Annotated in this window: 25 protein-coding genes; 12 read left to right on the top strand and 13 right to left on the bottom strand. The window is 38.8% G+C overall.

Annotated elements, in window-relative coordinates; genetic code table 11:
- Nucleotides 1-103: 103 nt before the first annotated feature.
- The 5 genes from B3D98_RS10025 to B3D98_RS10005 form a co-directional block, all read right to left on the bottom strand.
- A complete protein-coding gene (locus B3D98_RS10025; RefSeq protein WP_081011063.1) occupies nucleotides 104-1,348 on the bottom strand; it encodes an ABC transporter permease in 1,245 nt (414 codons plus the stop codon).
- Nucleotides 1,332-2,237, bottom strand: coding sequence for an ABC transporter ATP-binding protein (locus tag B3D98_RS10020; RefSeq protein ID WP_054550841.1), 906 nt, complete (start codon nucleotides 2,235-2,237; stop codon nucleotides 1,332-1,334). Before B3D98_RS10020 ends, B3D98_RS10025 begins: the two co-directional genes overlap by 17 nt.
- 13 nt (nucleotides 2,238-2,250) lie before the next feature.
- Complete coding sequence (locus tag B3D98_RS10015; RefSeq protein ID WP_054550840.1) at nucleotides 2,251-2,781, bottom strand: DUF2812 domain-containing protein; 531 nt, start codon at nucleotides 2,779-2,781, stop codon at nucleotides 2,251-2,253.
- Between the two features lie 77 nt (nucleotides 2,782-2,858).
- Complete coding sequence (locus B3D98_RS10010) at nucleotides 2,859-3,395, bottom strand: DUF2812 domain-containing protein (RefSeq protein ID WP_288582755.1); 537 nt, start codon at nucleotides 3,393-3,395, stop codon at nucleotides 2,859-2,861.
- 1 nt (nucleotide 3,396) lies between these two features.
- Complete coding sequence (locus B3D98_RS10005; protein WP_009374222.1) at nucleotides 3,397-3,711, bottom strand: PadR family transcriptional regulator; 315 nt, start codon at nucleotides 3,709-3,711, stop codon at nucleotides 3,397-3,399.
- Nucleotides 3,712-3,864: 153 nt separating this feature from the next.
- On the opposite strand from B3D98_RS10005, the gene B3D98_RS10000 reads away from it, so the two are divergent.
- Both B3D98_RS10000 and B3D98_RS09995 read left to right on the top strand, forming a co-directional pair.
- A complete protein-coding gene (locus B3D98_RS10000; protein ID WP_244205671.1) occupies nucleotides 3,865-4,452 on the top strand; it encodes a TetR/AcrR family transcriptional regulator in 588 nt (195 codons plus the stop codon).
- 58 nt (nucleotides 4,453-4,510) lie between these two features.
- The gene (locus B3D98_RS09995) at nucleotides 4,511-5,683 is read left to right on the top strand and encodes a YhgE/Pip domain-containing protein (RefSeq protein ID WP_288582753.1); all 1,173 of its coding nucleotides are present in this window, start codon (nucleotides 4,511-4,513) and stop codon (nucleotides 5,681-5,683) included.
- A 299-nt stretch (nucleotides 5,684-5,982) separates the two neighbouring features.
- Here B3D98_RS09995 and B3D98_RS09990 read toward each other — a convergent pair whose 3' ends face one another.
- Entirely contained in the window at nucleotides 5,983-6,564 is a 582-nt protein-coding gene (locus tag B3D98_RS09990; protein ID WP_288582752.1) for a TetR/AcrR family transcriptional regulator, read from the bottom strand.
- Nucleotides 6,565-6,719: 155 nt separating this feature from the next.
- Between B3D98_RS09990 and B3D98_RS09985 the strand changes: the two genes are divergently transcribed.
- Complete coding sequence (locus tag B3D98_RS09985) at nucleotides 6,720-7,478, top strand: SDR family oxidoreductase (RefSeq protein ID WP_281216657.1); 759 nt, start codon at nucleotides 6,720-6,722, stop codon at nucleotides 7,476-7,478.
- 48 nt (nucleotides 7,479-7,526) lie between these two features.
- Here B3D98_RS09985 and brnQ read toward each other — a convergent pair whose 3' ends face one another.
- The gene (brnQ, locus tag B3D98_RS09980; RefSeq protein ID WP_288582750.1) at nucleotides 7,527-8,867 is read right to left on the bottom strand and encodes a branched-chain amino acid transport system II carrier protein; all 1,341 of its coding nucleotides are present in this window, start codon (nucleotides 8,865-8,867) and stop codon (nucleotides 7,527-7,529) included.
- 166 nt (nucleotides 8,868-9,033) lie between these two features.
- Nucleotides 9,034-9,786 carry an alpha/beta hydrolase gene (locus B3D98_RS09975; RefSeq protein ID WP_048390156.1) on the bottom strand — a complete coding sequence of 251 codons (753 nt, stop codon included), beginning with the start codon at nucleotides 9,784-9,786 and terminating at the stop codon, nucleotides 9,034-9,036.
- A 285-nt stretch (nucleotides 9,787-10,071) separates the two neighbouring features.
- On the opposite strand from B3D98_RS09975, the gene B3D98_RS09970 reads away from it, so the two are divergent.
- Nucleotides 10,072-10,953, top strand: coding sequence for a LysR family transcriptional regulator (locus B3D98_RS09970; RefSeq protein WP_048390154.1), 882 nt, complete (start codon nucleotides 10,072-10,074; stop codon nucleotides 10,951-10,953).
- A gap of 90 nt (nucleotides 10,954-11,043) precedes the next feature.
- Nucleotides 11,044-11,610 (top strand): DUF5412 family protein, encoded by a 567-nt coding sequence (locus B3D98_RS09965; protein ID WP_054550836.1) that lies wholly within the window; start codon nucleotides 11,044-11,046, stop codon nucleotides 11,608-11,610.
- A 142-nt stretch (nucleotides 11,611-11,752) separates the two neighbouring features.
- Here the strand turns inward: B3D98_RS09965 and B3D98_RS09960 are convergent, their stop codons facing one another.
- Entirely contained in the window at nucleotides 11,753-12,541 is a 789-nt protein-coding gene (locus B3D98_RS09960) for a DUF1835 domain-containing protein (protein WP_115673923.1), read from the bottom strand.
- A 12-nt stretch (nucleotides 12,542-12,553) separates the two neighbouring features.
- On the bottom strand, nucleotides 12,554-13,177 hold the full coding sequence (locus B3D98_RS09955) for a LysE family translocator (protein WP_048390149.1): 624 nt from the start codon (nucleotides 13,175-13,177) through the stop codon (nucleotides 12,554-12,556).
- Between the two features lie 215 nt (nucleotides 13,178-13,392).
- On the opposite strand from B3D98_RS09955, the gene B3D98_RS09950 reads away from it, so the two are divergent.
- The 6 genes from B3D98_RS09950 to B3D98_RS09925 all read left to right on the top strand — a co-directional run bounded on the left by B3D98_RS09950 (nucleotide 13,393) and on the right by B3D98_RS09925 (nucleotide 18,864).
- Nucleotides 13,393-13,776 (top strand): hypothetical protein, encoded by a 384-nt coding sequence (locus tag B3D98_RS09950; RefSeq protein ID WP_004229554.1) that lies wholly within the window; start codon nucleotides 13,393-13,395, stop codon nucleotides 13,774-13,776.
- A 390-nt stretch (nucleotides 13,777-14,166) separates the two neighbouring features.
- Nucleotides 14,167-15,261 (top strand): glutamate 5-kinase, encoded by a 1,095-nt coding sequence (proB, locus tag B3D98_RS09945; protein ID WP_281216660.1) that lies wholly within the window; start codon nucleotides 14,167-14,169, stop codon nucleotides 15,259-15,261.
- 13 nt (nucleotides 15,262-15,274) lie between these two features.
- Nucleotides 15,275-16,525 carry a glutamate-5-semialdehyde dehydrogenase gene (locus B3D98_RS09940; protein ID WP_288582741.1) on the top strand — a complete coding sequence of 417 codons (1,251 nt, stop codon included), beginning with the start codon at nucleotides 15,275-15,277 and terminating at the stop codon, nucleotides 16,523-16,525.
- 39 nt (nucleotides 16,526-16,564) lie between these two features.
- Nucleotides 16,565-17,449, top strand: coding sequence for a DMT family transporter (locus tag B3D98_RS09935; RefSeq protein ID WP_004229564.1), 885 nt, complete (start codon nucleotides 16,565-16,567; stop codon nucleotides 17,447-17,449).
- Complete coding sequence (locus B3D98_RS09930) at nucleotides 17,449-18,411, top strand: carbohydrate kinase family protein (protein WP_288582739.1); 963 nt, start codon at nucleotides 17,449-17,451, stop codon at nucleotides 18,409-18,411. The genes B3D98_RS09935 and B3D98_RS09930 overlap by 1 nt, the downstream gene beginning before the upstream one ends.
- A 63-nt stretch (nucleotides 18,412-18,474) precedes the next feature.
- The gene (locus tag B3D98_RS09925; RefSeq protein ID WP_048390139.1) at nucleotides 18,475-18,864 is read left to right on the top strand and encodes an RDD family protein; all 390 of its coding nucleotides are present in this window, start codon (nucleotides 18,475-18,477) and stop codon (nucleotides 18,862-18,864) included.
- 121 nt (nucleotides 18,865-18,985) lie between these two features.
- On the opposite strand, the gene B3D98_RS09920 is transcribed toward B3D98_RS09925, so the two are convergent.
- Together B3D98_RS09920 and B3D98_RS09915 are read right to left on the bottom strand one after the other, a co-directional pair.
- Entirely contained in the window at nucleotides 18,986-19,669 is a 684-nt protein-coding gene (locus B3D98_RS09920; RefSeq protein ID WP_288582737.1) for a hypothetical protein, read from the bottom strand.
- Between the two features lie 95 nt (nucleotides 19,670-19,764).
- The gene (locus tag B3D98_RS09915; protein ID WP_066037722.1) at nucleotides 19,765-20,196 is read right to left on the bottom strand and encodes a GNAT family N-acetyltransferase; all 432 of its coding nucleotides are present in this window, start codon (nucleotides 20,194-20,196) and stop codon (nucleotides 19,765-19,767) included.
- A gap of 125 nt (nucleotides 20,197-20,321) precedes the next feature.
- Between B3D98_RS09915 and B3D98_RS09910 the strand changes: the two genes are divergently transcribed.
- Nucleotides 20,322-20,774 (top strand): MarR family winged helix-turn-helix transcriptional regulator, encoded by a 453-nt coding sequence (locus B3D98_RS09910; RefSeq protein WP_237900219.1) that lies wholly within the window; start codon nucleotides 20,322-20,324, stop codon nucleotides 20,772-20,774.
- Nucleotides 20,775-20,817: 43 nt separating this feature from the next.
- Here B3D98_RS09910 and B3D98_RS09905 read toward each other — a convergent pair whose 3' ends face one another.
- The gene (locus tag B3D98_RS09905) at nucleotides 20,818-22,173 is read right to left on the bottom strand and encodes an aspartate aminotransferase family protein (protein ID WP_112117777.1); all 1,356 of its coding nucleotides are present in this window, start codon (nucleotides 22,171-22,173) and stop codon (nucleotides 20,818-20,820) included.
- Nucleotides 22,174-22,239: the final 66 nt, after the last annotated feature.

The following is a 22,239-nucleotide window of genomic DNA, read 5'->3' as shown; positions in this document are numbered from 1 at the left end:
AGCCAAAATTCGACTGATTCCGTAAATTCCTTTACATTGTTTGCTAACAATGGCACCATGACACCAAAAAAGCAGCTACATTATCCATGTAGCTGCCATTATGTTATGTTGTTACCTTTAATACCGTTTTAATTTTTTGAATGACGCCGCCAGAGCTATATGTCAATACACTACGTTTATAGAACGATAAACTGAATAGGTATACGACAACAATCGTTACGACTAAAATTCCTAAAGAAAGTAATGGTACAATGCCACCGATATCTGTAGCGCCAATACGCATTGGCATGATCATTCCAGAAGTTAGTGGGATATAAGAGAATATTTTAATGATAATTGTATCTGGATTCCCCATGCCTGTCAGCATAACATAGAAGCCAATAATGGTAATAATCATCGCAGGCATTAATACTTGACCCGCCTCTTCTACTTTCGATACTAAAGAGCCAAATAATGCACCGATAATAAGATAAAGGATAACTGTTAACAGTAGGAATACGATAGCATAGATGACATAGCCAACGGACAATTCCTTGACAATGCTAGCAGCTGCATCCCAAACCATTCCACCTTTGATAAACTTCGCATAGATAAGGAACACGATCGCAATAATACCCATCTGTGTTAAAGCGAGCAATAAAACTCCAGCGATTTTTGCTTTAAAATGTGTCCCAGGTTTGACACTAACTAACAGCATTTCCATTGCGCGTGAGCCTTTTTCAGAGGCTATTTCAGTCGTAATCATCGATAGAAATGTAGAAATGAAGAAATAGATTAAAATTCCTACCGCATAGGAAACTACTAGCCCTGATTGCTTTTCTTCTTCACTTTTTCCACCTGTTGATGCCTCATTTAAGTTTTTCGTGGAAATTGTTGTTTGAGCTGCCATGATTTGTGCCGCTTGCTCAGGTGAAAGCGATAATTGTTGTACGGCATAGTGTTGTCCTGCATATTGTAATAAGGATGATAATGTAGATTGATCGTTTAATTTCAGTGGTGTAAACGTAGCAATTTCCGCATGTAATTGACCATTTTGGTCGTTAATCGTCACAATCGCATCCAGCTTGCCATCCTTTACTCTTTTTTCAAGGGTCGATACATCTTGCTCATCTTGAATAAAATTCATATCTCCATTCGAGACAAAAATACCACTTAGATCAGCAGAGGTTTTATTAATAATCGCGATTTGCTGTGCTTCATCATCACCTGTGAATAATTCCTTAATTTCTGACCAGAAGACAGCCACTGACATGACAATTACATATAAACAAGTCATTAAGATAAAGGATTTTGATTTAATTTTAGCTTTATATAATTGCTTCATTAATAAACTAAACTTCGACAACATGGCCACCTACCTTATCTTTAAAGATTTCATCTAACGATAAATAATCTAAGCTGAATTTTTCAATATACTTCCCATTGGATAGCTGCTCAAAGATACCTTGAGCAAAGCTTTCGTCCACTAATGTAAGCACTGTTTGCTCCTTCTCTACACGCACATCCTTGACACCATCAAGTGCCAATAATTGTGTTGTTGACCAATCCGTACGGACAGCAAGCTTTGTTTTACCATATTGTTTCTTTAAATCTAGTAAGCTTCCAGAAAATAAAGAAACACCTCGTTTTAATAAACACAAATGATCACAAAGCTCCTCGACATTGTCCATTTGGTGACTGGAGAACAAAATCGTCGTGCCTTGCTCTTTCAATAGTAAAATAGCATCCTTTAGTAAATCTTTATTGACGGGATCTAGCCCACTGAACGGCTCATCTAAAATTAAAAACGCAGGTTTATGGATAAAGCTTGCAATTAGCTGTACCTTTTGCTGATTCCCCTTTGACAGTGTTTCTGCCTTATCCTTGCGTTTTTCCTCCAGTTCAAAACGTTGAATCCAAAAATCTATTTCCTTTTTCAGCTCTGCTCGTTTCATGCCACGTAGCTCACCAAAAAAGTAAAGCTGCTCCTCTACCTTCATTGTTGGGAAAATACCACGCTCCTCTGGTAAATAACCAAGGACATCTCGGTTAATGGCATTAACTGGCTGCCCATCCCAAGTAATCGTCCCCGCTGTCGTCTCCTGTAAATCTAAAATCATTCGGAATGTCGTTGTTTTTCCTGCACCATTTTGACCAATTAGACCGAAAATTTCCCCTTTTTCAATGGTAAAATTTAAATCATCTACAGCTGTAAAATCCTTGTACTTCTTTGTGACATGCTGTAACTGTAATGTCATGTTGTCTTCCTCCTTATCCTTCAAATATATGTAAGTCTTGTTTCAAGCCCTTTTTACGATTTTCATTTTTTACTATAGGAATGAATAGCAGTAAGGCGACAATCAAATTCATGCACCCCACACTTGTATTCATAGATCCTACAACAAATTCCCGTAAACCTAGCGATAGATTATAAATACCAATGATTAAATTTAACAGTAGCACGAATATAAAAATGCGATTCATGGATTTAATATAGTTTATTTTCGAGGAAGCATCTGAAAATATCTCAAAAGGGCCCTCCGATTTTGGTTTTCGATAATAGGCCCACCCACCAAACTTAGACACACACTCGATATGCATTTCTTCTAGAAACTCAAAATAATCCTTCGACTTTCTATTGATAAATTCATTTCGATAAATATATTGACCTGGTGTCCCTTTTTCAAAAACAAAGTAGCCTACTACCGTCTTTTTAAGATTCCACCCCCGATCTGCCATGTCATTGACCCATCGCTCTTCCTTTTCGTAATCAATAAAAAAACGATACATTCTTTTTTTCATTTTGCATCACTCCTACTATAAAATCATGCTTCCTTTTTCATTATTTTCTGATTTCCCGGAAAATAATAGACGCTTCGTTAATCCGAAAATACATTTAATTCTCTCTTTAATCGATTACGTATACGCATAAGCTTATAGAATGGGAGGGCAAATAATACAACAACCACAAGATTCAGCGTATTTAACGCAAAACCAACCCAGTCTGTTGTTTGCTCCGAAAAATCGCCAATTAAACCGATCAGTCCAATGAACAAATTAAGTAGAATAAGAGAAAGCAGGATCCTCATCTTTTTTGACAGGTTACCAATTTTCGTTTTTTTATCTGTATACAGCTCAAATGGACCTTCCTGTGCTGCTTTTCTAAAAAATACAAAATTTCCAGAGCGGTCTACTTGTTCAATGTCAGAGGATTTGAGAAATTCGAGAAATCCCTCTTCATAGTGCGTACCGAATCGCTCTAATTCATCATGGCGATAAATATAGCTATTTGGTTCTCCACGCTCAAACGTAAAACGAATCCATGTAAATTTTTTTAAGTGCCAGCCCTGACTAGCCATGTCATTGACCCACTTCTCTATTGCATAGGGATTAATCATCAATCGATATTTATGCATATTATTCAACTCCTCTCGTTATACGGATACCATTGTCAAAAAGTTCCCTTAATCGTAAAATTTCATATTCCACCACTGTTTTTCCAGTTTCAGTAATAATATATTCTTTCTTTCTGCCATCTCCATCAAGTGCCTCTATCCATCCTCGTTCCAACAATGTTTTAATCGCACCATATATGGTTCCGGCCCCTAAGCGCACTCTTCCATTGCTCATTTCTTCCACCAATTGCATAATGCCATAGCCATGCCTCGCCTCATATAATGCTAATAAAATATAATAAACGCCCTCTGTTAATGGCGGATGCTCCTGTGTCATACAAATCCTCCTTTATATCGTCTATCAATATATCGCCAGTCGATATATTCAAAATATATCAGCAGTCGATATAATTGTCAACGCTCATTCACAGTGTTGCAGATCCTCGTACACTATGCTAGGATGTAAGTAATTACTTGCATGGAAGGAAGTATGTTCTTGACAACGAAAGGAACTGCGCAACGAATTATCGAAGCTGCTCTACAATTGATTAGTGAAAAAGGCTATACAGCTGCAACTACCAAAACCATTGCAGAATTAGCAGGTGTCAATGAGGTCACTCTTTTTCGTCACTTTGGCAACAAACGTGGTTTATTAAAAGCCATTATTGAGCAATTTTCTTATTATCCTCTTCTACAGCAGGAGATCAATCAAAATGTAACGTGGGAATTAGAAAAGGATTTATTGAATTTCTCACTGAAGCATTTTCATTTTTTAATGTCGATTAAAGATTTTGTCATGATCGGCTTTAAGGAATCTATTCAATTTCCTGAAATTAGTGAGGAAATCGCCAATCTCCCGCTCCTCATAAAAAAGGAGCTCATTCTCTATTTTCAAGAGATGCATCAACAAGGAAAAATAAGAGAAGTTGATTTTGAAGCAGCAGCGTTATCGCTTATAGCTTTGAATTTTGGTCATTTTATGTCACGTGCTCGCCTTGGAACTATCGTGTCTGACTTACCAACTGAAGAACTTTTACAAACTAGTGTTGCTATTTTTTCTAGGGGACTCGTTTCCTAGAAAAAATTTTTCTAATCAATGCAAGTAAGTACTTACTTAATTTTAGGGGGAATAAAAAATGACAGGTTTACAAGCACTATTGCGAGTTCGTGAAACCTATATCGGCATTGTTGCAACCATTGCCTTCCAATTAATATTCTTTACAATTTGGATGACTGCCTATGATGGTGTCAATGAAAGAGCGGAACAGTTAAGCATTGGTATTGTTGTGGAAGATTCTGTAATGGGTCAACAGGTAGCACAGAACATCAAAGGCTCCATCCCCTTTGCAATGGAGGACTATTCTTCGATGAAGGAAGCTGAGCGCGCATTAAACGAACGACAAATTAATATGATTATGCAAATTCCATCCGATTTTACAAATAAAATTCAAGCAGGGAAAGAGGCTGAAATTATTTATGCGATTAATCAAGCCAATGCAAGTGTAGCGAAAAATATGATGGAGGGTGTAGCAAAGCAATTAACAGAAGAAATCAATCAAGCCCTCTATCCAATGCAACAAAATCAAGCGGTTGCAGTCTTTGCTCAACAATTTGCTCAGCTTCCCTTCGAGCAACACACTGCCCAACAAATTACCACTTCTGTCAAAACGACTGTAATGAATGTCAAAGACCATGCCGTCGATGGTACGATTGTAAAAACCAATGATGTAAAGGGATTTGCTGCAAACTTTGTCCCACTTATGGTCATCATCTCCTCGTTTGTGGGAGCGATGGTTATGATTATGCAACACCAGCAAGCAGCACAGCTCGTTCAAGACAGCCTATCAAAATGGCAATTGTTTCTCGCACGACAGCTACTCAATGTGGGCGTAGCCTTTACATTGCCATTCATAACAATTGGTTTGATGCACCTTTTTAATATCGATAGTCAAGAAAGCCTGTTGTCGATTTATCTCTTCCAATCTGTAATGTATCTTGCTTTCCTTAGCTTGGCCCAAGTATTTGTGATTGCCTTTGGGAATATGGGGATGATATTTAATATTTGTGCTCTCTCACTCCAATTAGTAACATCAGGTGTACTTGTTCCAAAAACCATGCTATCTGAAGGATACAAACAGGTCGCTGCCATGCTACCTGCCTCGTATGGAGCAGATGGCTACTACACAATCATCTTTGGTGGTAGTTCTGATAATCTCCTGCAAAACAGTAGCTCATTGGCCATCATCATCTTCGTGACACTAGCCATTGCTACGTTGATCGTCACATTTAAGCCAGCTCCAGTCCGATGATTTAATAGAAAAGAGAAGGTCTACAAGTTGATGTAGACCTTCTCTTTGAGTGGTTATCCGCTACTCTTTCTCTTCTATCCTTCACTTTGAGCTGGCTATCCGCTACTTTTCCTATACTATTCTTCAAATCGGGCGTCCTATCCACTGCTTCTTACTCTATCCTTCAAATTGAGCGTTCTATCCGCTACTTTTTCTCTTCTATCCTTCAATTCGGGCGTCCTATCCGTCACTTCTCTCTATCCTTCAAATTGAGCGTTCTATCCGCCACTTTTTCTCTTCTATCCTTCAATTCAAGCGTTCTATCCCTCACTCCTCACATTCTTTAAAATAGCTGCTAGCTGTTGATTTAACATGGTCACGCTATCGCTGAAATCGCCGCGATACCATTGGATGATGAGTCCGATGATGGCGTTTGCTTGATAGGCACTATAATAGTCGATCGAGATATGATCCTCCATTTGATGTATGTGCTGTGTGGTAATATCGCGTTTTAGCAGGGAATAAATCCCATCAAATAGCATGTAATAGTAGGTCAGCGGGACATTTTTAGAAAAGACGATACGGTAAAACATTTTAAAGCGTTCAATATGATGAAAAATACGGATAGTATTGGGATCTAATTGATTTGTGTCCAATGTCGTGACGGCACGATAGGGTTCTTCATAGGATTGATATAAATCCTCCATTATCTCCTGAAAATATTCTTCAAAGAGCCCCTCTTTTTGCTCGTAGTGTAAATAGAAGGTTCCTCTATTGACCTTTGCTTCTCTACAAATTTCAGCAATGGAGATTTGCTCCAATGGTTTTTGGCTAAGCAATGTCAATAAAGCATCGTGGAGAGCTTGCTTCGTTTTAATAATCCGTAAATCCGTAGTACGCAATTTTTTCAACTCCTTAATAAACAGATTGTCCAAATGTGTTGATTACTCAACACATCCCGTTTTTTTGCATATTGAAATCGCTTTCATCTTTATTATATGATTTTAATGAACAGATGTTGAATAAGTAAAGAAATTACTATGAGGAGGTCTTTGAGTTGAGATTAGAAGGTAAAGTAGCCATTGTGACAGGTGCAGCTTCAGGTATGGGGAAAGCCATTGCAGAAGGATATGCAAAAGAAGGCGCTAAGGTTGCCGTTTCAGACTTAAATTTAGAGGGTGCCCAAGCGGTTGTGGAAGGTATTCAAGCTGCTGGAGGAACAGCATTTGCCATTCAAACCAATGTCGCATCAACAGAAGACTTACAACGCTTATTTGATGAAACAAAAACGAACTATGGTCAATTAGATATATTAGTCAACAATGCAGGTATTATGGATGGTATGGAGCCAGTTGGAGAAATTTCTGATGAACGATGGGAAAAAGTATTTGCAGTGAATACAACAGCTGTTATGCGCTCTATGCGTATGGCTACCGAAATTTTCCTTGCACAAGGTCACGGTGTCTTTGTCAATAATATTTCTGCAGGTGGCTTATATGGTGCACGGGCTGGGGCTGCTTATACAGCTTCAAAACATGCGGTAGTTGGTTTAACAAAAAATACAGCCTTTATGTATGCTGATAAAAATATTCGCTGTAATGGTATTGCACCAGGAGCAGTGATGACCAATATCGCCTCTTCTATGACAAATATGAGCCAAACAGGTGCTGCACGACAAGCACTAGGACTTTCCATCAATCCGCGGGCTGGTCAGCCAGCAGAAATCGCTCAATTAGCGATCTTCCTAGGCTCAGATGAGGCTAGCTTTGTGAATGGACAAGTTATTGCTGTTGATGGTGGCTGGACAGCTTACTAATCCATAAAGAAACACGCACAGAGACATTTTCTGTGCGTGTTTCTTTCATTATATAACTTTTCGAGACGGAATCATGCTTCCAATTACTGCCCCTATTAACGCTGGCAGTATCCATCCTAAGCCAATATCATAAAAAGGTAGCATCGCAGAATAGTATTTCTCTACTGCATCCAATACACCTAACTTCGCATCTGGCACACTTTCTACCAGAGCTTTATAGCCATCAATCAGGCTAATGAAAAATGTAAAAATCATCGCTATGGCATACACTGTTTGCTTATTCTTAAAGAAGGATGAGCTTAGAGCGAGCAAGATTAGGACGATTGCTAATGGATATAAGAACATTAAAACTGGAATAGCATATTTGATAATATTGTTTAAACCAAAATTCGCAATCGTAAAGGATACAGCACACAACAGAAACACAAACCATTTGTAACTAATTTTTGGAAATACCTCATGGAAAAACTCACTACAAGATGTAATTAAGCCGATACTTGTTTTTAAGCAAGCGAGCACGATGATGACCGCCAATAAAATAGCTCCAAATGAGCCGAAATAATGATCGGCCACTGCCGCAAAGATTAAACCACCATTATCAAAAGTCCCGACAGCATTAATACTGGAAGCGCCCATATATGTTATGAGACCATAAATCAGCGTCATTAAAGCCATCGCAAAAATACCTGATGTCCATGTAGCCTTGGCAATTTCCTTACGATCTGTAATCCCTGCACTTTTAATTGCATTAATGACAACAATCCCGAAGGCTAGTGAGGCAAGGGCGTCCATCGTATTATAGCCTTCTTTAAAGCCTGTCATAAAGGCGGCATCCATATATTCACCAATTGGCTGCTGGAAATGGCCCATTGGCTTCGTAATGCTTGTAATAATTAAAATAAATAAAACAACTAAAAATGCAGGCGTTAAATATTTACCGATATAATCCATTATTTTCGCTGGATTTAAAGAAAAATAGTAGACAATGGCAAAAAATATAAAGCTAAATACAGCAAGTAGCAGTGTTGCATGCTGGGCTTGAATATATGGCTCAAACCCTACTACAAAAGGTACAGTTGCTGTACGTGGGATGGCAAAGAATGGTCCGATTGTTAAGTACAGTGCCAATGAAAAAATAATACCAAATATAGGATGAACACGATTGGCTAGATCACGTAAACCATTACTACCTGATAAGCCAATTGCCAAAATTCCGAGGAATGGTAAGCCGATAGCAGTCACTAAAAATCCGATTAATCCAAACCAAAAATTAGTCCCAGCAAATTGACCCATTTGAATAGGAAAAATTAGGTTCCCTGCTCCAAAATACAGTCCAAATAACATGGTACCAATGATTGCGTAAGTTGAAAAAGGTATTTTTTGTTGCATAATTGATGTGCTCCTTAGAAGTTTTAGACTATAGCAAATTATTTTAATCGAATGATTTTTCACTACAATTTCATCATGTTATCAAGCATTTATTATAATTACAATAGTTTTTTCGTTTATCCAGTGAGATTCAACAAAAAAAGAGCTGTCTACTGACAGCCCCTTCTTAGTTTGCAACTGACCATTCAATATGATCTAAAAATTTATAAACATCTTCATACACTTTATCGCGTTCTTTGTCCAATGTAATAATGTGGCCAGAGTTTTCATACCAAATGATTTCTTTGTCATCTGTTTCCACAGTATTTAAAATAAAAGGTGCGCTTTCTTGATATAGGTCATCATCTAGTGAGCCTTGTAACACAAGAGTTGGTGCTTTGATCGTTGATAATTCTTCACGCGTTTCTGTTGTTAAACGTGTTACGCCGTCCAATGAATCCTTCGGTGAAATACGTAATTCATGTAATTCTGAAATAATTTGATCTTTTGATTTATTTTCAAAGTGTTTATATAAACGAGCATAGTGGTACAAACGTGTAAATAAGCCTTTTGAATTATCACGTGTAATTGGTGCACACATCGCTACACATGCTTTCACTGGGAATGTCTCTGCGACCTTTAACGAAAAGACGCCTCCAAGTGAAATCCCAACAACAGCGATTTCTTCATAGCCTTTCTTTTGTAGGAAGTTATAACCTTCTACTACATCGTTCCACCAATCTTCTGGTTTTGTTTCTAATAATGCTTCTGGTTCTACGCCATGCCCACTATAAATTGGTGCATGCACAGTGTAACCTCGTTGAGATAAAAATTCTCCTAGCTTTTTCACATCTTTTGTGCTACCTGTGAATCCATGCAGTAATAGTACGGCTTTTTTGCCTCCCTCGATTGTTAGAGGTTGTGGCTTTGTTAACTTCATTTTATGATATCCCCTTCACGGAAATTAATAATTGTGTATTTTATGTGTCTATCTTATCACCCTTTATTCATAATGTACAATTTATAGTTTTTATCAAATCAATGTTTATTGTGCATGAATGATGTCAACTTAACGGCTGTACTATCACACTTTCTGCTACTTAACTTTTCCTTTCTGCTAAATAATTGCAACGTCCTTTTAAAAATTTTTTGTTACCTATACTTCCCGTCTGTTTCCCGTTATAATGCAGATAACTTAAAAATCACAAGAAAAGAGGTGAAAAAAATGGAGTGGCAACAATTAGAATATTTTGTAACCGTTGCAAAGTTAGAGCATATGACACGGGCTGCCGAAGCATTAGCGATTTCACAGCCAGCACTTAGTCGTTCAATTTCAAAGCTGGAGGAAGAATTAGGTGTACCGCTTTTCGACAGACAAGGGCGCTCGATTATGCTAAACCGATATGGAGAGCTATTTTTATATCGTGTCCAGCGCATGCGTAAAGAATATGAAAAGGCTGTTTTAGAATTACAGGAGCTTAATAATCCAGAACTTGGAGATGTATCACTCGGTTTTTTACATACACTTGGAACGAGTATTGTACCCGACTTGATTCGTGCCTTCCGTCAAAAACATCCCCATATCCGTTTTCATTTCACACAAAACTACTCCCATTCACAGTTAAAACAATTACTGGCAGGTGAGTTAGACTTGTGCCTACTAGCCGCGATCGATACAGAGCCGCCAGTTTGTTGGAAGGAATTATGGCGAGATGAGCTCTTTATAATGGTCCCAATTGACCATCCATTAGCCCATCGTAAAAGCATCAAAATGAAAGAATTGGAGCATGAAAGTTTTGTCTTAATGAAAAAAGGCTATGCATTACGCCGCTCAGCTGATCGCTTATTAAATGCTGCGGGCATTAAGCCTAAAATTTCTTATGAAGGTGATGAAGTATCGACAATCGCTGGATTTGTTGGTGCGGGGCTTGGCGTTTCCTTACTACCCGATGATGAGGATTTAAACCCCAAAAAAATCGTTAAAATCCATGTTGAGGATATGGTATGTGAACGAATTATCGGCATGGCTTGGATAGAAAATCGTTATTTATCGCCATCTGCACGTCAGTTTAAACAATTTGTCTTTGATTTTTATGACAATAAATAGAAAGAGCGAGTAACAACATCATCTAGATGTCCTTGTTACTCGCTTTATTTTCTAAAAGGCACTGTTTTACCATACTAGGGAGGTAATAATTTGAATTTATTACTTAATACATTAGGTTTCTTTGTATTTTTATTTACCTTGATCGTATTGTTCATTTTTGTAATCAAATTAATGATTTTCTTTTTTAAACAGAAAAACTTCCCTAAAAAAACACTAACAGCACTATTGACAGGTTTAGTACTGTTTTTGGGAATATTTATATATATCCAATATTTTTTTACGTTTAGTACTTTAGATAAAAAAGATACGCAAAAGGTGCCCGAATCTGTGTCATCTCCTACAGGGGAATATACAGCGCACGCTTATTATGAACCATATGGTGGTGCAGGTCCAAGTGGTGGTGTTCATGTATGGATAGAAATTTTAAATAATAATGCTCACACAAACAAAATCGTCTATTATGCAGAGGCAAAAAGTCAATTCTCGATGGAATGGCTAGACGAAGAAAAATTATCCATTGTTAATAAAGAGCCTAATTATACCAATTCAAATAGAAGTATAGTATTAAGTATTGATAAAGAGATTTATCATGAAAATGGCTTGGCTTGTCAAAGTTTGTTAATGAAAGATGAATATGAAAAGTGTTATCAAAATTAAAAAGGTTAAGTTACTGTGCTGAATCATTATGTTGAAACGACTGACTTTGAGCACTACTAATACAAACGGCTTCAAGCATTTGGCACAATAAAAAATCAGGCTTTGCTCGCCTGATTTTTTACTGTTCATTCTCTTAAATGTATTAAAGTAATTTAACCTGATAGGAAAAAATATCATTTGTATCGCCTTTCATTGCAAATACTCCCTGTTCGACGAGCGTCAGTAAGCGATACTCTACAAAATCATTTCCTACATAATGGACAAATGTTTCAAATGTCTGTGCCAAAATATGCGTAGGCATTAGCCACTCTTCATTTTGCTGTAAATGCAAATTTTTTGCACTGGCGATAATGTATGCATCCATTGCATCTTCCTCTACATGCAATAGTTCACTTTTCCATAACCGTAATGTACTTGGCTGTTCTTTGATGTTTTCCCATTCCTTAGCGAGTTGCTGACATTCTTGCACAGAGAATCGTTTTGCACTAGGGCGAAGCTTCATTAGCATTTCCGAGGAAAGCTCGCCTGTATGGCGAATGTCTAAATTGGGGTGAATACTCTTCAGATTCTCCGTTGCATCAATACCATACACCATACTGCATTTATGAATTAACTCACTCATCACATAGCGCAGTCCTATCTGTTCATGTGTGTTGTGACTATACCAAATCCACACATCCACATCACAAGGTAAATTAGCGATTTTTTTCCTCCAGTTTTCATACATCTCATCATACAATTGCTGGTCATCATCATCTAAAATATGCGTGGCTAACCAAGTTTTACGTTCTTCAAAGTTTTGAAGAGGTCCAATCGAGAGATCATCATGGACACTTAGAACTGATTCATTTCGCTGCAAACGATGTTGACGAATTGCAAGTTTCATAGAACCCTGCGTTGCTAAGCTAAAGGTAATATGTAAAATAGCCATGTCCATTCCTCCCTACTGTTTGCTGATGGCAATCTGTATCCCGATAAATGTGAATAGAATACCTTGAACTGTATTTAGTCGTTTAGCAATCGCAGGTTTACCAATAATGACTTGTCTAACTTTCCCTGCAAATATACTAAACAATGAAAATAATACAAGCGCTTGTATTAAAAATACAATACCCAAAATAAGCATTTGAAACGCCACATGTCCTTGCGATGGATTAACAAACTGTGGTAACAGCGCTAGGAAAAATAACGATACTTTTGGATTTAAAATATTCATTAATATTCCTTTTTTATATAATTTAATATAGGCTTGCGTATTTTGCTGTTGCAACGTAAAAGGGTCTCCTTTAGCACGAAATGATTGCCAAGCTAAATATAATAAATACGCTGCTCCTGCAAATTTGACGATGGTAAAAATAATGGTCGATTGATAAATTATCGCAGAAATACCAAGTACTGCTGCACTAATATGAACAAGTAGCCCTGTACACAATCCAAGAGATGTGGCAATACCCGCTTTTTTATCTTGTGTAATACTTTGGGCAAGCACAAATAAATTATCGGGCCCTGGCATAATGGTTAAAATCATCGCAGCCCCTAAAAACGCAAATAACGTTGAGATGTCCAAAACTTTCCCTTCCTTCAACTTCTTTTAAAAAACTATATACATTATACTACATGACGTTGTTCTCACTAGATGTAAGTTTATGACTTTATCCAAAACTTTTTTTAAATTTTGGTTTCACAATTTATGCTCGCTCAAGCGATACTTTTCTTCCCTAATCCATTATAATAGTAGAAACTCATGATAAACCAGATAACTTCCATAAGAGGTGATTGATAATGGCAGTAAGTGATATTGTCACGCAATATGAGGATGAGCATGGACAGGTTTACTATAAAATGAAATCCCATGACATTGAGGTAAAGGCCACACAAAACGCAGGCTTAGCACCTGTCATCACGTATTGGATGGCTGACAAAGAGATTACAGATTCCATTCGAAATTTACGCTTCAGTCCACGTGCCCCATCTAGCTATATACAAGATTACGAAGAATTTCAAGCAATGCTTTATGCGAAAGAGCAACGGGCCATTAACCAGCTGTATGAACAAATGAGCATTAAACCCAAAAATATGTCTTCGGGGAAACAAGTCATTTGGAGTTTCTTTGTCATTGTACTGGCTATGCTTCCCCTTTTCATTGCGATTTGGTGGTTTAAATAATTGAATAAGCGACCTCTTTAGCGTTTTAGCGCATCCCTTTCTTAATTTATCAAAACTTTCAAGTAATTTATCCATTCAGCTTGACAGACTTATAGAAGTAGTGCATCCTTTAGTCAATAGATGAGAAAACGAACGAAGACCAGTAGTTAGCCACTGCTTGAAAAGAGAGCGATGCCCATCGGCTGAAAGGCATTGTACAAGAAAGACTAATGAAACCTACTTCGTGAAACGTCCTAGCCAAACTAGGCGCAGTCTCGAGCGTTATGAGAAAAGTGGAATGTCGCATGATATTCAATGTAGGTGGTACCACGGAAGGCAAGTCTTTTCGTCCTAATTTTTAGGATGAAAAGGCTTTTTTTATCTTGATTCAGCAATGATGGAGGTAGTGAGATGGAGAGAAAAAGAATTGTTGTTAAGATTGGTAGTAGCTCTTTAACGAATGTGAAGGGTGAAATCGATAAAGTTCGCTTAATGGACCATGTGCAGGCAATCGCCGAGTTGAAGAAATTGGGTCATGAAGTGTTGCTTGTCTCGTCAGGTGCTGTAGCGGCGGGTTTTAAACAACTAGGCTACCCTGCTCGCCCTGTGACAGTGAAAGGAAAGCAGGCAGCTGCTGCTGTAGGACAGAGCCTACTTATTCAAACGTACAGTGCCTTATTTAGTATTTACGATATCATGCCTGCACAGATATTATTGACACGAACAGATTTTTCTAAAAAAGAATGCTATAAAAATGCCTATGCGACTTTCGAGGAATTGTTAGAACGATCCATGCTACCGATTATTAATGAAAACGATACAGTGTCAATTAGTGAATTAACCTTTGGAGATAACGATATGCTTTCAGCACTCGTCAGTGGACTTGTCCACGCAGATCAGCTCATCATTTTAACAGATATCAATGGCCTTTATAATGCCAATCCCAATAAAAACCCTCAGGCAGAGCGCATTGATCGATTAGCGGCTATTACAGATGATTTGCTAAGCTTTGCGGATGGTACAGGATCAAAGGTTGGCACAGGTGGCATGGCCTCTAAGCTTCTGGCTGCCCGAACAGCGCTACGTGCAGGGGTGAAGGTATTTATCGGAACAGGTCATGGTGCACAGAAGCTCGTCGATATTTTAGCAGGACATGGTGATGGCACTTATGTGGAGCATGACGAGCTTGCTGTGTTAACAAATCATAAACAGTGGATTGCACTTACGGAAATTTCTGGTAAAATTTTTATAGATAGTGGTGCTGAACAGGCTTTAATGAATAATGGGAAAAGTCTATTACCTGCTGGCGTCTATCGTGTAGAAGGTGATTTTGTAAATGGTGATGTTGTTGAAGTCTATAGTGATAAGGACTTACTAGGACGCGGCGAAGTACTGTACTCATCCCAAGAGCTTATCTCTGCCATGGGAAAACGGACTGATACATTGCTGAAAAGCCCTATTGAGGTAATTCACCGAGACAAATGGCTGAAAATTCAAACGAATTAAGGAGGAATGACAAATGACAAGTGAAATTCAAGAAAAAGGACAACGCGCAAAAGCCGCAAGCTACATGTTAAATATTAAAACAACCTGCGAGAAAAATGAGGCACTGAAAAAAATTGCAGAACAGCTATTAATCGATCAACCTGACATCATGGCTGAAAATGCAAAGGATTTGGCACAGGGTGAGCAGCAAGGTATTCCTGCGTCTACGTTAGATCGTATCATGCTCAATGAAGAACGGATTGCGGCAATGGCAGATGCCATTCATTTACTCGTCTCCTTAAACGATCCAGTAGGTACAATTGTTGAACGCATTGAAAAAGACAATGGGCTGCGCATTGAAAAACGAATTGTGCCACTTGGTGTTATTGGTATGATCTATGAAGCTCGACCAAATGTCACGATCGATGCAGCAACACTTTCCCTAAAAACGGGCAATGCAGTTATTTTGCGTGGAAGCTCCTCTGCTAAGTTTTCTAATATGGCTCTTGTTGCAAGTATTCATCGCGCGCTTGCTAAAACATCCATCCCTACAGATGCTGTTCAATTAATTGAGGATACAAGCCGCGAAACAGCCAAAGAACTCTTCCATTTAAAAGAGTACTTAGATGTGCTCATTCCTCGCGGTGGCAAAGCCCTGATCGATTTAGTTGTCAATGAAGCGACTGTTCCTGTACTGGAAACAGGTGCAGGCAACTGTCACATTTACGTGGATGAAATGGCGGATTACATAAAAGCAGAAAAAATCTGTATGAATGCTAAAACACAGCGTCCTTCTGTTTGTAATGCAGCAGAAAGCTTACTCATTCATCCTACTTGGTTTCAAGAACATGGCGTCCAGCTTTTAACGTCCCTTCATCATGCAGGTGTAGCCATCATCGGTGATGAGCAAGTATGTCAGCAATTTGCAGCTGCCCTTCCAGCTACGGCGGAAGATTATGCGACAGAGTTCCTTGATTTAAAAATAAGCGTTAAATTGGTGGAAAATGTCTATGAAGCGATTGAGCATATTCAATACTTTGGCACAAATCATTCTGAGGCCATCATTACAGAAGATCAATTAACCGCCGAGACGTTCTTAAACAATGTTGATGCAGCAGCAGTGTATCATAATGCCTCCACCCGCTTCACAGACGGCTTTGAATTTGGCTATGGTGCAGAAATCGGTATTAGTACACAAAAGCTACATGCCCGTGGACCAATGGGCTTGCCTGCATTAACATCAACAAAATATGTTATTCACGGCAACGGCCAAATTCGTGAATAGTTCTTATAGTTTCATAAAATAATAGAAGGAAGGTTTCGTATGAACATCTCAGCAATCATTAAACTAACAGTCTCCATGGCACTGTTTGGTTCCATCGGCTTTTTTACCGTTCACACTGGTGTTCCCGCTACAGAGCTTGTCTTTGTTAGATGCATTTGCGCAACCCTCTTTCTAGGTGGTATGTGGCTCATCACTGGTGGACATAAAACAGAGGTATGGGATAAGAAAGAAATTTTTCAAACGCTTATTTGCGGTGTCTTTATTGTGTTAAACTGGGTATTTTTATTTAAAGCCTTTGAGGAAATGTCCATTTCAATTGCCATTTCCATCTATAATTTAGCCCCCATATTTGTGTTAATTTTAGGCGCTATCTTTTTGAAGGAAAAAATGACCATTCAGGCACTTGTCGCAACAATCACTTGCTTTATCGGTAGTATTTTTATCATCGGTCTCAATAATTTTGTGTCGTTCTCAGAATTTATGCAATCTGGCTTTATCTGGGCATTACTGTCAGCAGTATTTTATGCCCTTACAATGCTAACAAGCAAAACCATCACGAAGCTTAGCTCGTATGCGTTAACCTATATTCAAACAACAGTTGGAATCGTGATACTACTGCCTTTTATCGACTTCTCGCTGTTTGATGGATTAACGTCAACCAATTGGTTTTATATACTCGGCACAGGCTTTATTCATACAGGATTTGTTTACTATTTATTTTTTGATAGTATTCGTAGCCTGTCTACGATTCTTGTCTCTGTATTGGTTTTTGTCGACCCTGTTGTCGCCATTTTACTGGATATGCTATTGCTTGATTTTATGCCAAGCTTTACGCAAACGATGGGGATCCTTCTCATTTTCGCTGGTATTTTTTATACCATTTATGTTCCTAAGAAAAAGCGACTACCACAGGAGGTCTCATAATGGGCAAGCTCTTCACAATTGGAGAATTATTAATTGACTTTACACCGACACAGCAGCACGGCTCCCTAGCCAACATTGAGCATTTTACTAAACATGCAGGAGGAGCACCTGCCAATGTAGCCGCTGTCTGTGCAAAGCTAGGACAGCAGGCGGCCCTTCTTACACAAGTCGGTCAGGATGCCTTTGGTGACTTCCTAATCAAAACGTTGCAGCAAGCAGGTGTAGATACACAGTTTATTCGTCAATCAACGGATGGTGAAACAAGTCTTGCCTTTGTTTCATTAAATGAACATGGCGAACGAGATTTTCAATTTTATCGCCGACATGCTGCAGATCTCTTATACAAACAGGAATACCTCCCCTCGCAGCTATTAACAGCGCACGATATCGTTCACTTTTGCTCTGTTAATCTTGTAGAGAGTCCTATGAAACAAGCACATCTTGCCCTTATTGAACAGGCACATCAAGCAGGAAGCCTTATATCCTTCGATCCGAATGTGCGCCTTCCTTTATGGCAGGATAAGACGGCGTGTTGTGAAACCATTTTAGCCTTTTTACCAAAAGCCCATATTGTCAAGCTTTCAGAGGAAGAACTGTTGTTTTTAACAACTCTAGAAGATGAACAGGAAGCTGTTCAAACGTTATTCAAGGGATATGTAGAAGTTATTATCATTACACATGGTGCTGCTGGGGCTGCCTTATATACGAAAAAGCATCATGTGAAGGCTCCTGCTAACAAGGTACAAACCGTTGATACAACTGGGGCTGGTGATGCTTTTATTGGCGCGATTTTAAGTCAATTTCTTCATCATCAACTAACAGTAGATCAAGTGGTAGCTCATTGTGAACAGTATGCAATGTCTCTGCTATCTTTTGCAAACGGATATGCGGGCATTTCAACAACAAAGCATGGGGCGATTCCATCCTATCCTGTACTTTCATTAGATATGAATCTAGAATAAATTGAAACTTTTTGTCCTTATTGTTCGTATGTACTAGTGACAGGTCATTAAAGGAGGGCTTATATGGAATCGATGACAAAAAAACGCACAGCTGCATTTTTAATCGATACAGCTGTTTCAACAGCTGTCACGTTTGGGGTTGAATACTTCCTACGAAAAAAAGTAAAAAATGAGGCTGTTCATGCACTCGTTACGCCAACTGTGGTATTGTGGGCGCTAGAATATGCACAACTCCGTAAAAACGGACAAACGATTGGCTACAAAGCAATGGGATTGACACTCGAAAATGAAGATGGTCGTCCATTATCAGAATGTCAAATTATTAAACGCATGGCTTATCGAGACACTATCAGTACGTTCGATTATCTAAAAGATCGCCAAGCCTTCGAGCAGCAGCATGGTCAACGTCTTCCTCATGATAGCTTTGCAGGTACGGTTGTAAAGAAAAAATAAAGGAAAGCTGCCTTATCGTTTGGGCAGCTTTCTTTAATTGGAGCATTTTGCTAAAGTGTTAATCTTCCTGATCGCCTAACCATTACAGAAAGTAGTATGGAATTCTCTTTAGAGAAGTATGCTAATCTTTGGAAATAAACTGCTGTATATCATTCGATAAAATCGCGTTTTCTGACGGAAACCAAAAATAAGTAGTACCATCAAATTGTATGCCATATTGAAAAGCAATGGCATCGTCTGTATAAAGGAGTATATCATAACGGTTCGTATCCCCATTTGGCTCAAAGGATGGGGCTGGTTTACTATTGACTAAAATTGCCTTTATATCTGCCATGTCAGACTGGTTTGTATAGCTAGCCGTTTTCCGATTGCCTTCTTCCGTAGATGAGTAAAATTCTATTTTCTTCACTTCTTCTAATGGAACCTGATCAAAATTCCGTCGCGGCGGAGCTTCAGCTCTTATCATATAAATTCGATAGCCATTAATAACCGACTGATCCTCTACCGCAATGGCATCGTCAAGACCCTTTATCGCATAAAGCTTTGTTCCCTTCTCATGGAAGGCTGCATCGCCATCCTTAAAGCGATAGGAAGTTCTTTTGATATGATCTGCCACTTTAAAATCAACTTCCCCTATTTCCTTATCGATGAATGAACGATCGGCTAACGCTACTTCATATACAGCTTCATATTGCTCACCATCCCATTTAATTAAATCAACCCATTCGATGATGACTTGACTACCGCAAGCAGTCAGTAACAACAAACACATGAAACAAAGGCATATCCATTTCTTCAACAACATCCCCCCCTTTCAGCAGTAGACCCGAGCAACGATTAAAAAGTTACAACGTATGACGCTAAGTCTGGCATGTTCTATAATCGTGTGAATTTCGTCTGCTACCAGTATTTCTTCATTAAAATATGGGGGATGCCACAATCCATAAATTCTTCACCTTCACGCTGATAGCCTAATTTTTCATAAAAGCCTTCTGCATAGGACTGAGCATTTAATTTTGCTTTTGTTAGCCCTTTATCTCGAGCAATTTGCTCTAGGCCCACAATAACTTCCTTACCAAGGCCATATTTGCGGTATTCTTCTAATATACAAATACGCTCCAATTTGCCATAGTCCTCTACAACTCGAAGTCTCCCTGTTCCAACAGGTTGCTCATTGTAATACACCAAAATATGATCGCATGGAGCATCCAGTGCATCAAATTCATCATATTCTTCTTCCTCAGGGACTTGCTGCTCTTCAATAAAAACGCTTCGTCTAAAATCAAACGCTGTTTGTAATTCTGCTTCAGTTGTCACTTTTTTTATAGTCATTACTATTCCTCCTAGTTTCTCCTGCCTTATCATCTTCTCTAGGTGCAATTTCACTTTGAAGATGATAGTATTAGTATAGAATGATTTTTATTGCAATTACAACAAAAATCTCAGGAGGATCGAACATGAAAGAAATCTTACGTGAAATAGGTGCCATAGCACGGGCATTAGACTCGATAAGCAATATTGAATTCAAGGAATTGGATTTGACAAAGGGGCAATATTTATATGTCATCCGTATTTGTGAACATCCAGGTATTATTCAAGAGAAAGTCGCAGAGCTATTGAAGGTAGACCGTACAACGGCTTCACGAGCTATTCAAAAATTGGAGACCAAAGGCTTTATTGAAAAACGAATTGAACAAGGTAATAAGAAAAATAAATTACTTTTTCCTACAGCTAAAAGCATGGACATCTATCCTTTTTTAAAACGGGAGGGCGAATATTCCAATGCCCGTGCGCTTGAGGGGTTTTCCAATGAGGAGATTAACAGCATTCACAGTCTACTAACACGTGTGTTGCATAACATCGAAATTGACTGGGAAGAGGTGAAGAAAGGGCATAAACGACAGTATTAAAGGCGATTCCTCGTGTTTTTCGCACATTTGGAATCGCCTTAGGCTAGACATTGGCTGCAAATACTCGTTTTAATACAGCAACCATAAAATCAAAGTCCTCGTCTGTACAGCACAGTGGTGGACTTAACGTAATGATATTATTGAAGCCTTCAACTGTATCACCATTTCTTCCAATAATTAAGCCATTTGCTTGACAATCAGCCATGATTTTCGCGATTAGCTCAGGCTTAGCAGGTGTTTGAGATTGTTTATCTTCAACCAGCTCGATGCCAATGAGTAACCCAAGCCCACGAATATCGCCAACGAAAGGCAGCTCTAATAGGTCTTGCAAATCATGTAGGAATTGAATACCCAAATCTCTTGCTCGCTGCACAAGTCCTTCCTCCTCCATGATTTTTATATTTTCTAAGGCCACTGCACAAGCTGCTGGATTGCCCCCAAACGTATTGATATGGCGAAAATGACTATAGCCGTCCGTCTCTTTAAATTTTTCATAAATGTCTTTCCGTATAGCTGTAATGGATAGTGGTAGGTAGGCACTCGTTAATCCTTTCGCCATGGTAATGACATCTGGCCGAATATCAAAATGCTGATGGCCAAATAGCTTACCTGTCCGTCCGAAGCCACAAATGACTTCATCCATGATGAGTAATACTCCATGCTTTCTACAAATGCGCTCGACTTCTTTGACATAAGTTGGATGTGGAATAAGCACTCCACCACCCGTGATGAGTGGCTCCATAATGACAGCCGCAATGGTTTCTTTTTGCTCCCAAATAATTTTTTCTTCCATTTCTCGGGCAAGTGCTAGACTGTATGCCTCAATTGACTGCCCTTTTGGACGACGATAGTGATCAGGTGGAGCAACATGTAAGAAGCCTGGTGTCAGCGGCTCGTACTTAAATTTACGTAATGCCTGACCTGTAGCTGCTAATGCCCCAAGTGAACTGCCATGATAGCCCCGATAACGCGCAATGATTTTGTAGCGGTTCCCTTCCCCATTTTGTTGATGGTATTGACGTATTAACTTAAACGCTACTTCATTCGCATCTGAGCCACTAGTGGAATAAAACATCATATAGTCATCATCAAGTAAGCTGTTTATTTTTTCAGCGAGCCTGATGGCAGGTTCATGGCTTTGTGTTAAAGGAGCATAGCAAAGCTTTTTTAGCTGCTCATAGGCAACCCTAGCAAGACGCTCACGCCCATACCCTACATTCACTGCCCATAAGCCTGACATGCCATCTAAAAAGCGATTGCCTAAACTATCTGTAATCCATGCCCCTTCTCCCTGCTCAATAATGGGAGGTGCTTTGTCGTTATAGATAGACATGTGATGCCAAATGTTTTCATGATCTTTTTGCTGTAAAGTATGTGTAAACTGATCGTTTCGCTCCATATCATGACCTCCAATCGTGTATCATCGGTGTCTTTTTGTCTATCACCATTTTCCCTATTAAGCTAG

The organism is Lysinibacillus sp. UBA5994 (assembly GCF_002429725.1).
GTDB classification, from domain to species: Bacteria; Bacillota; Bacilli; order Bacillales_A; family Planococcaceae; genus Lysinibacillus; species Lysinibacillus capsici.
The sequence above is the reverse complement of the archived record's forward strand: the minus strand, read 5'-3'. Positions and strand labels throughout refer to the sequence as shown.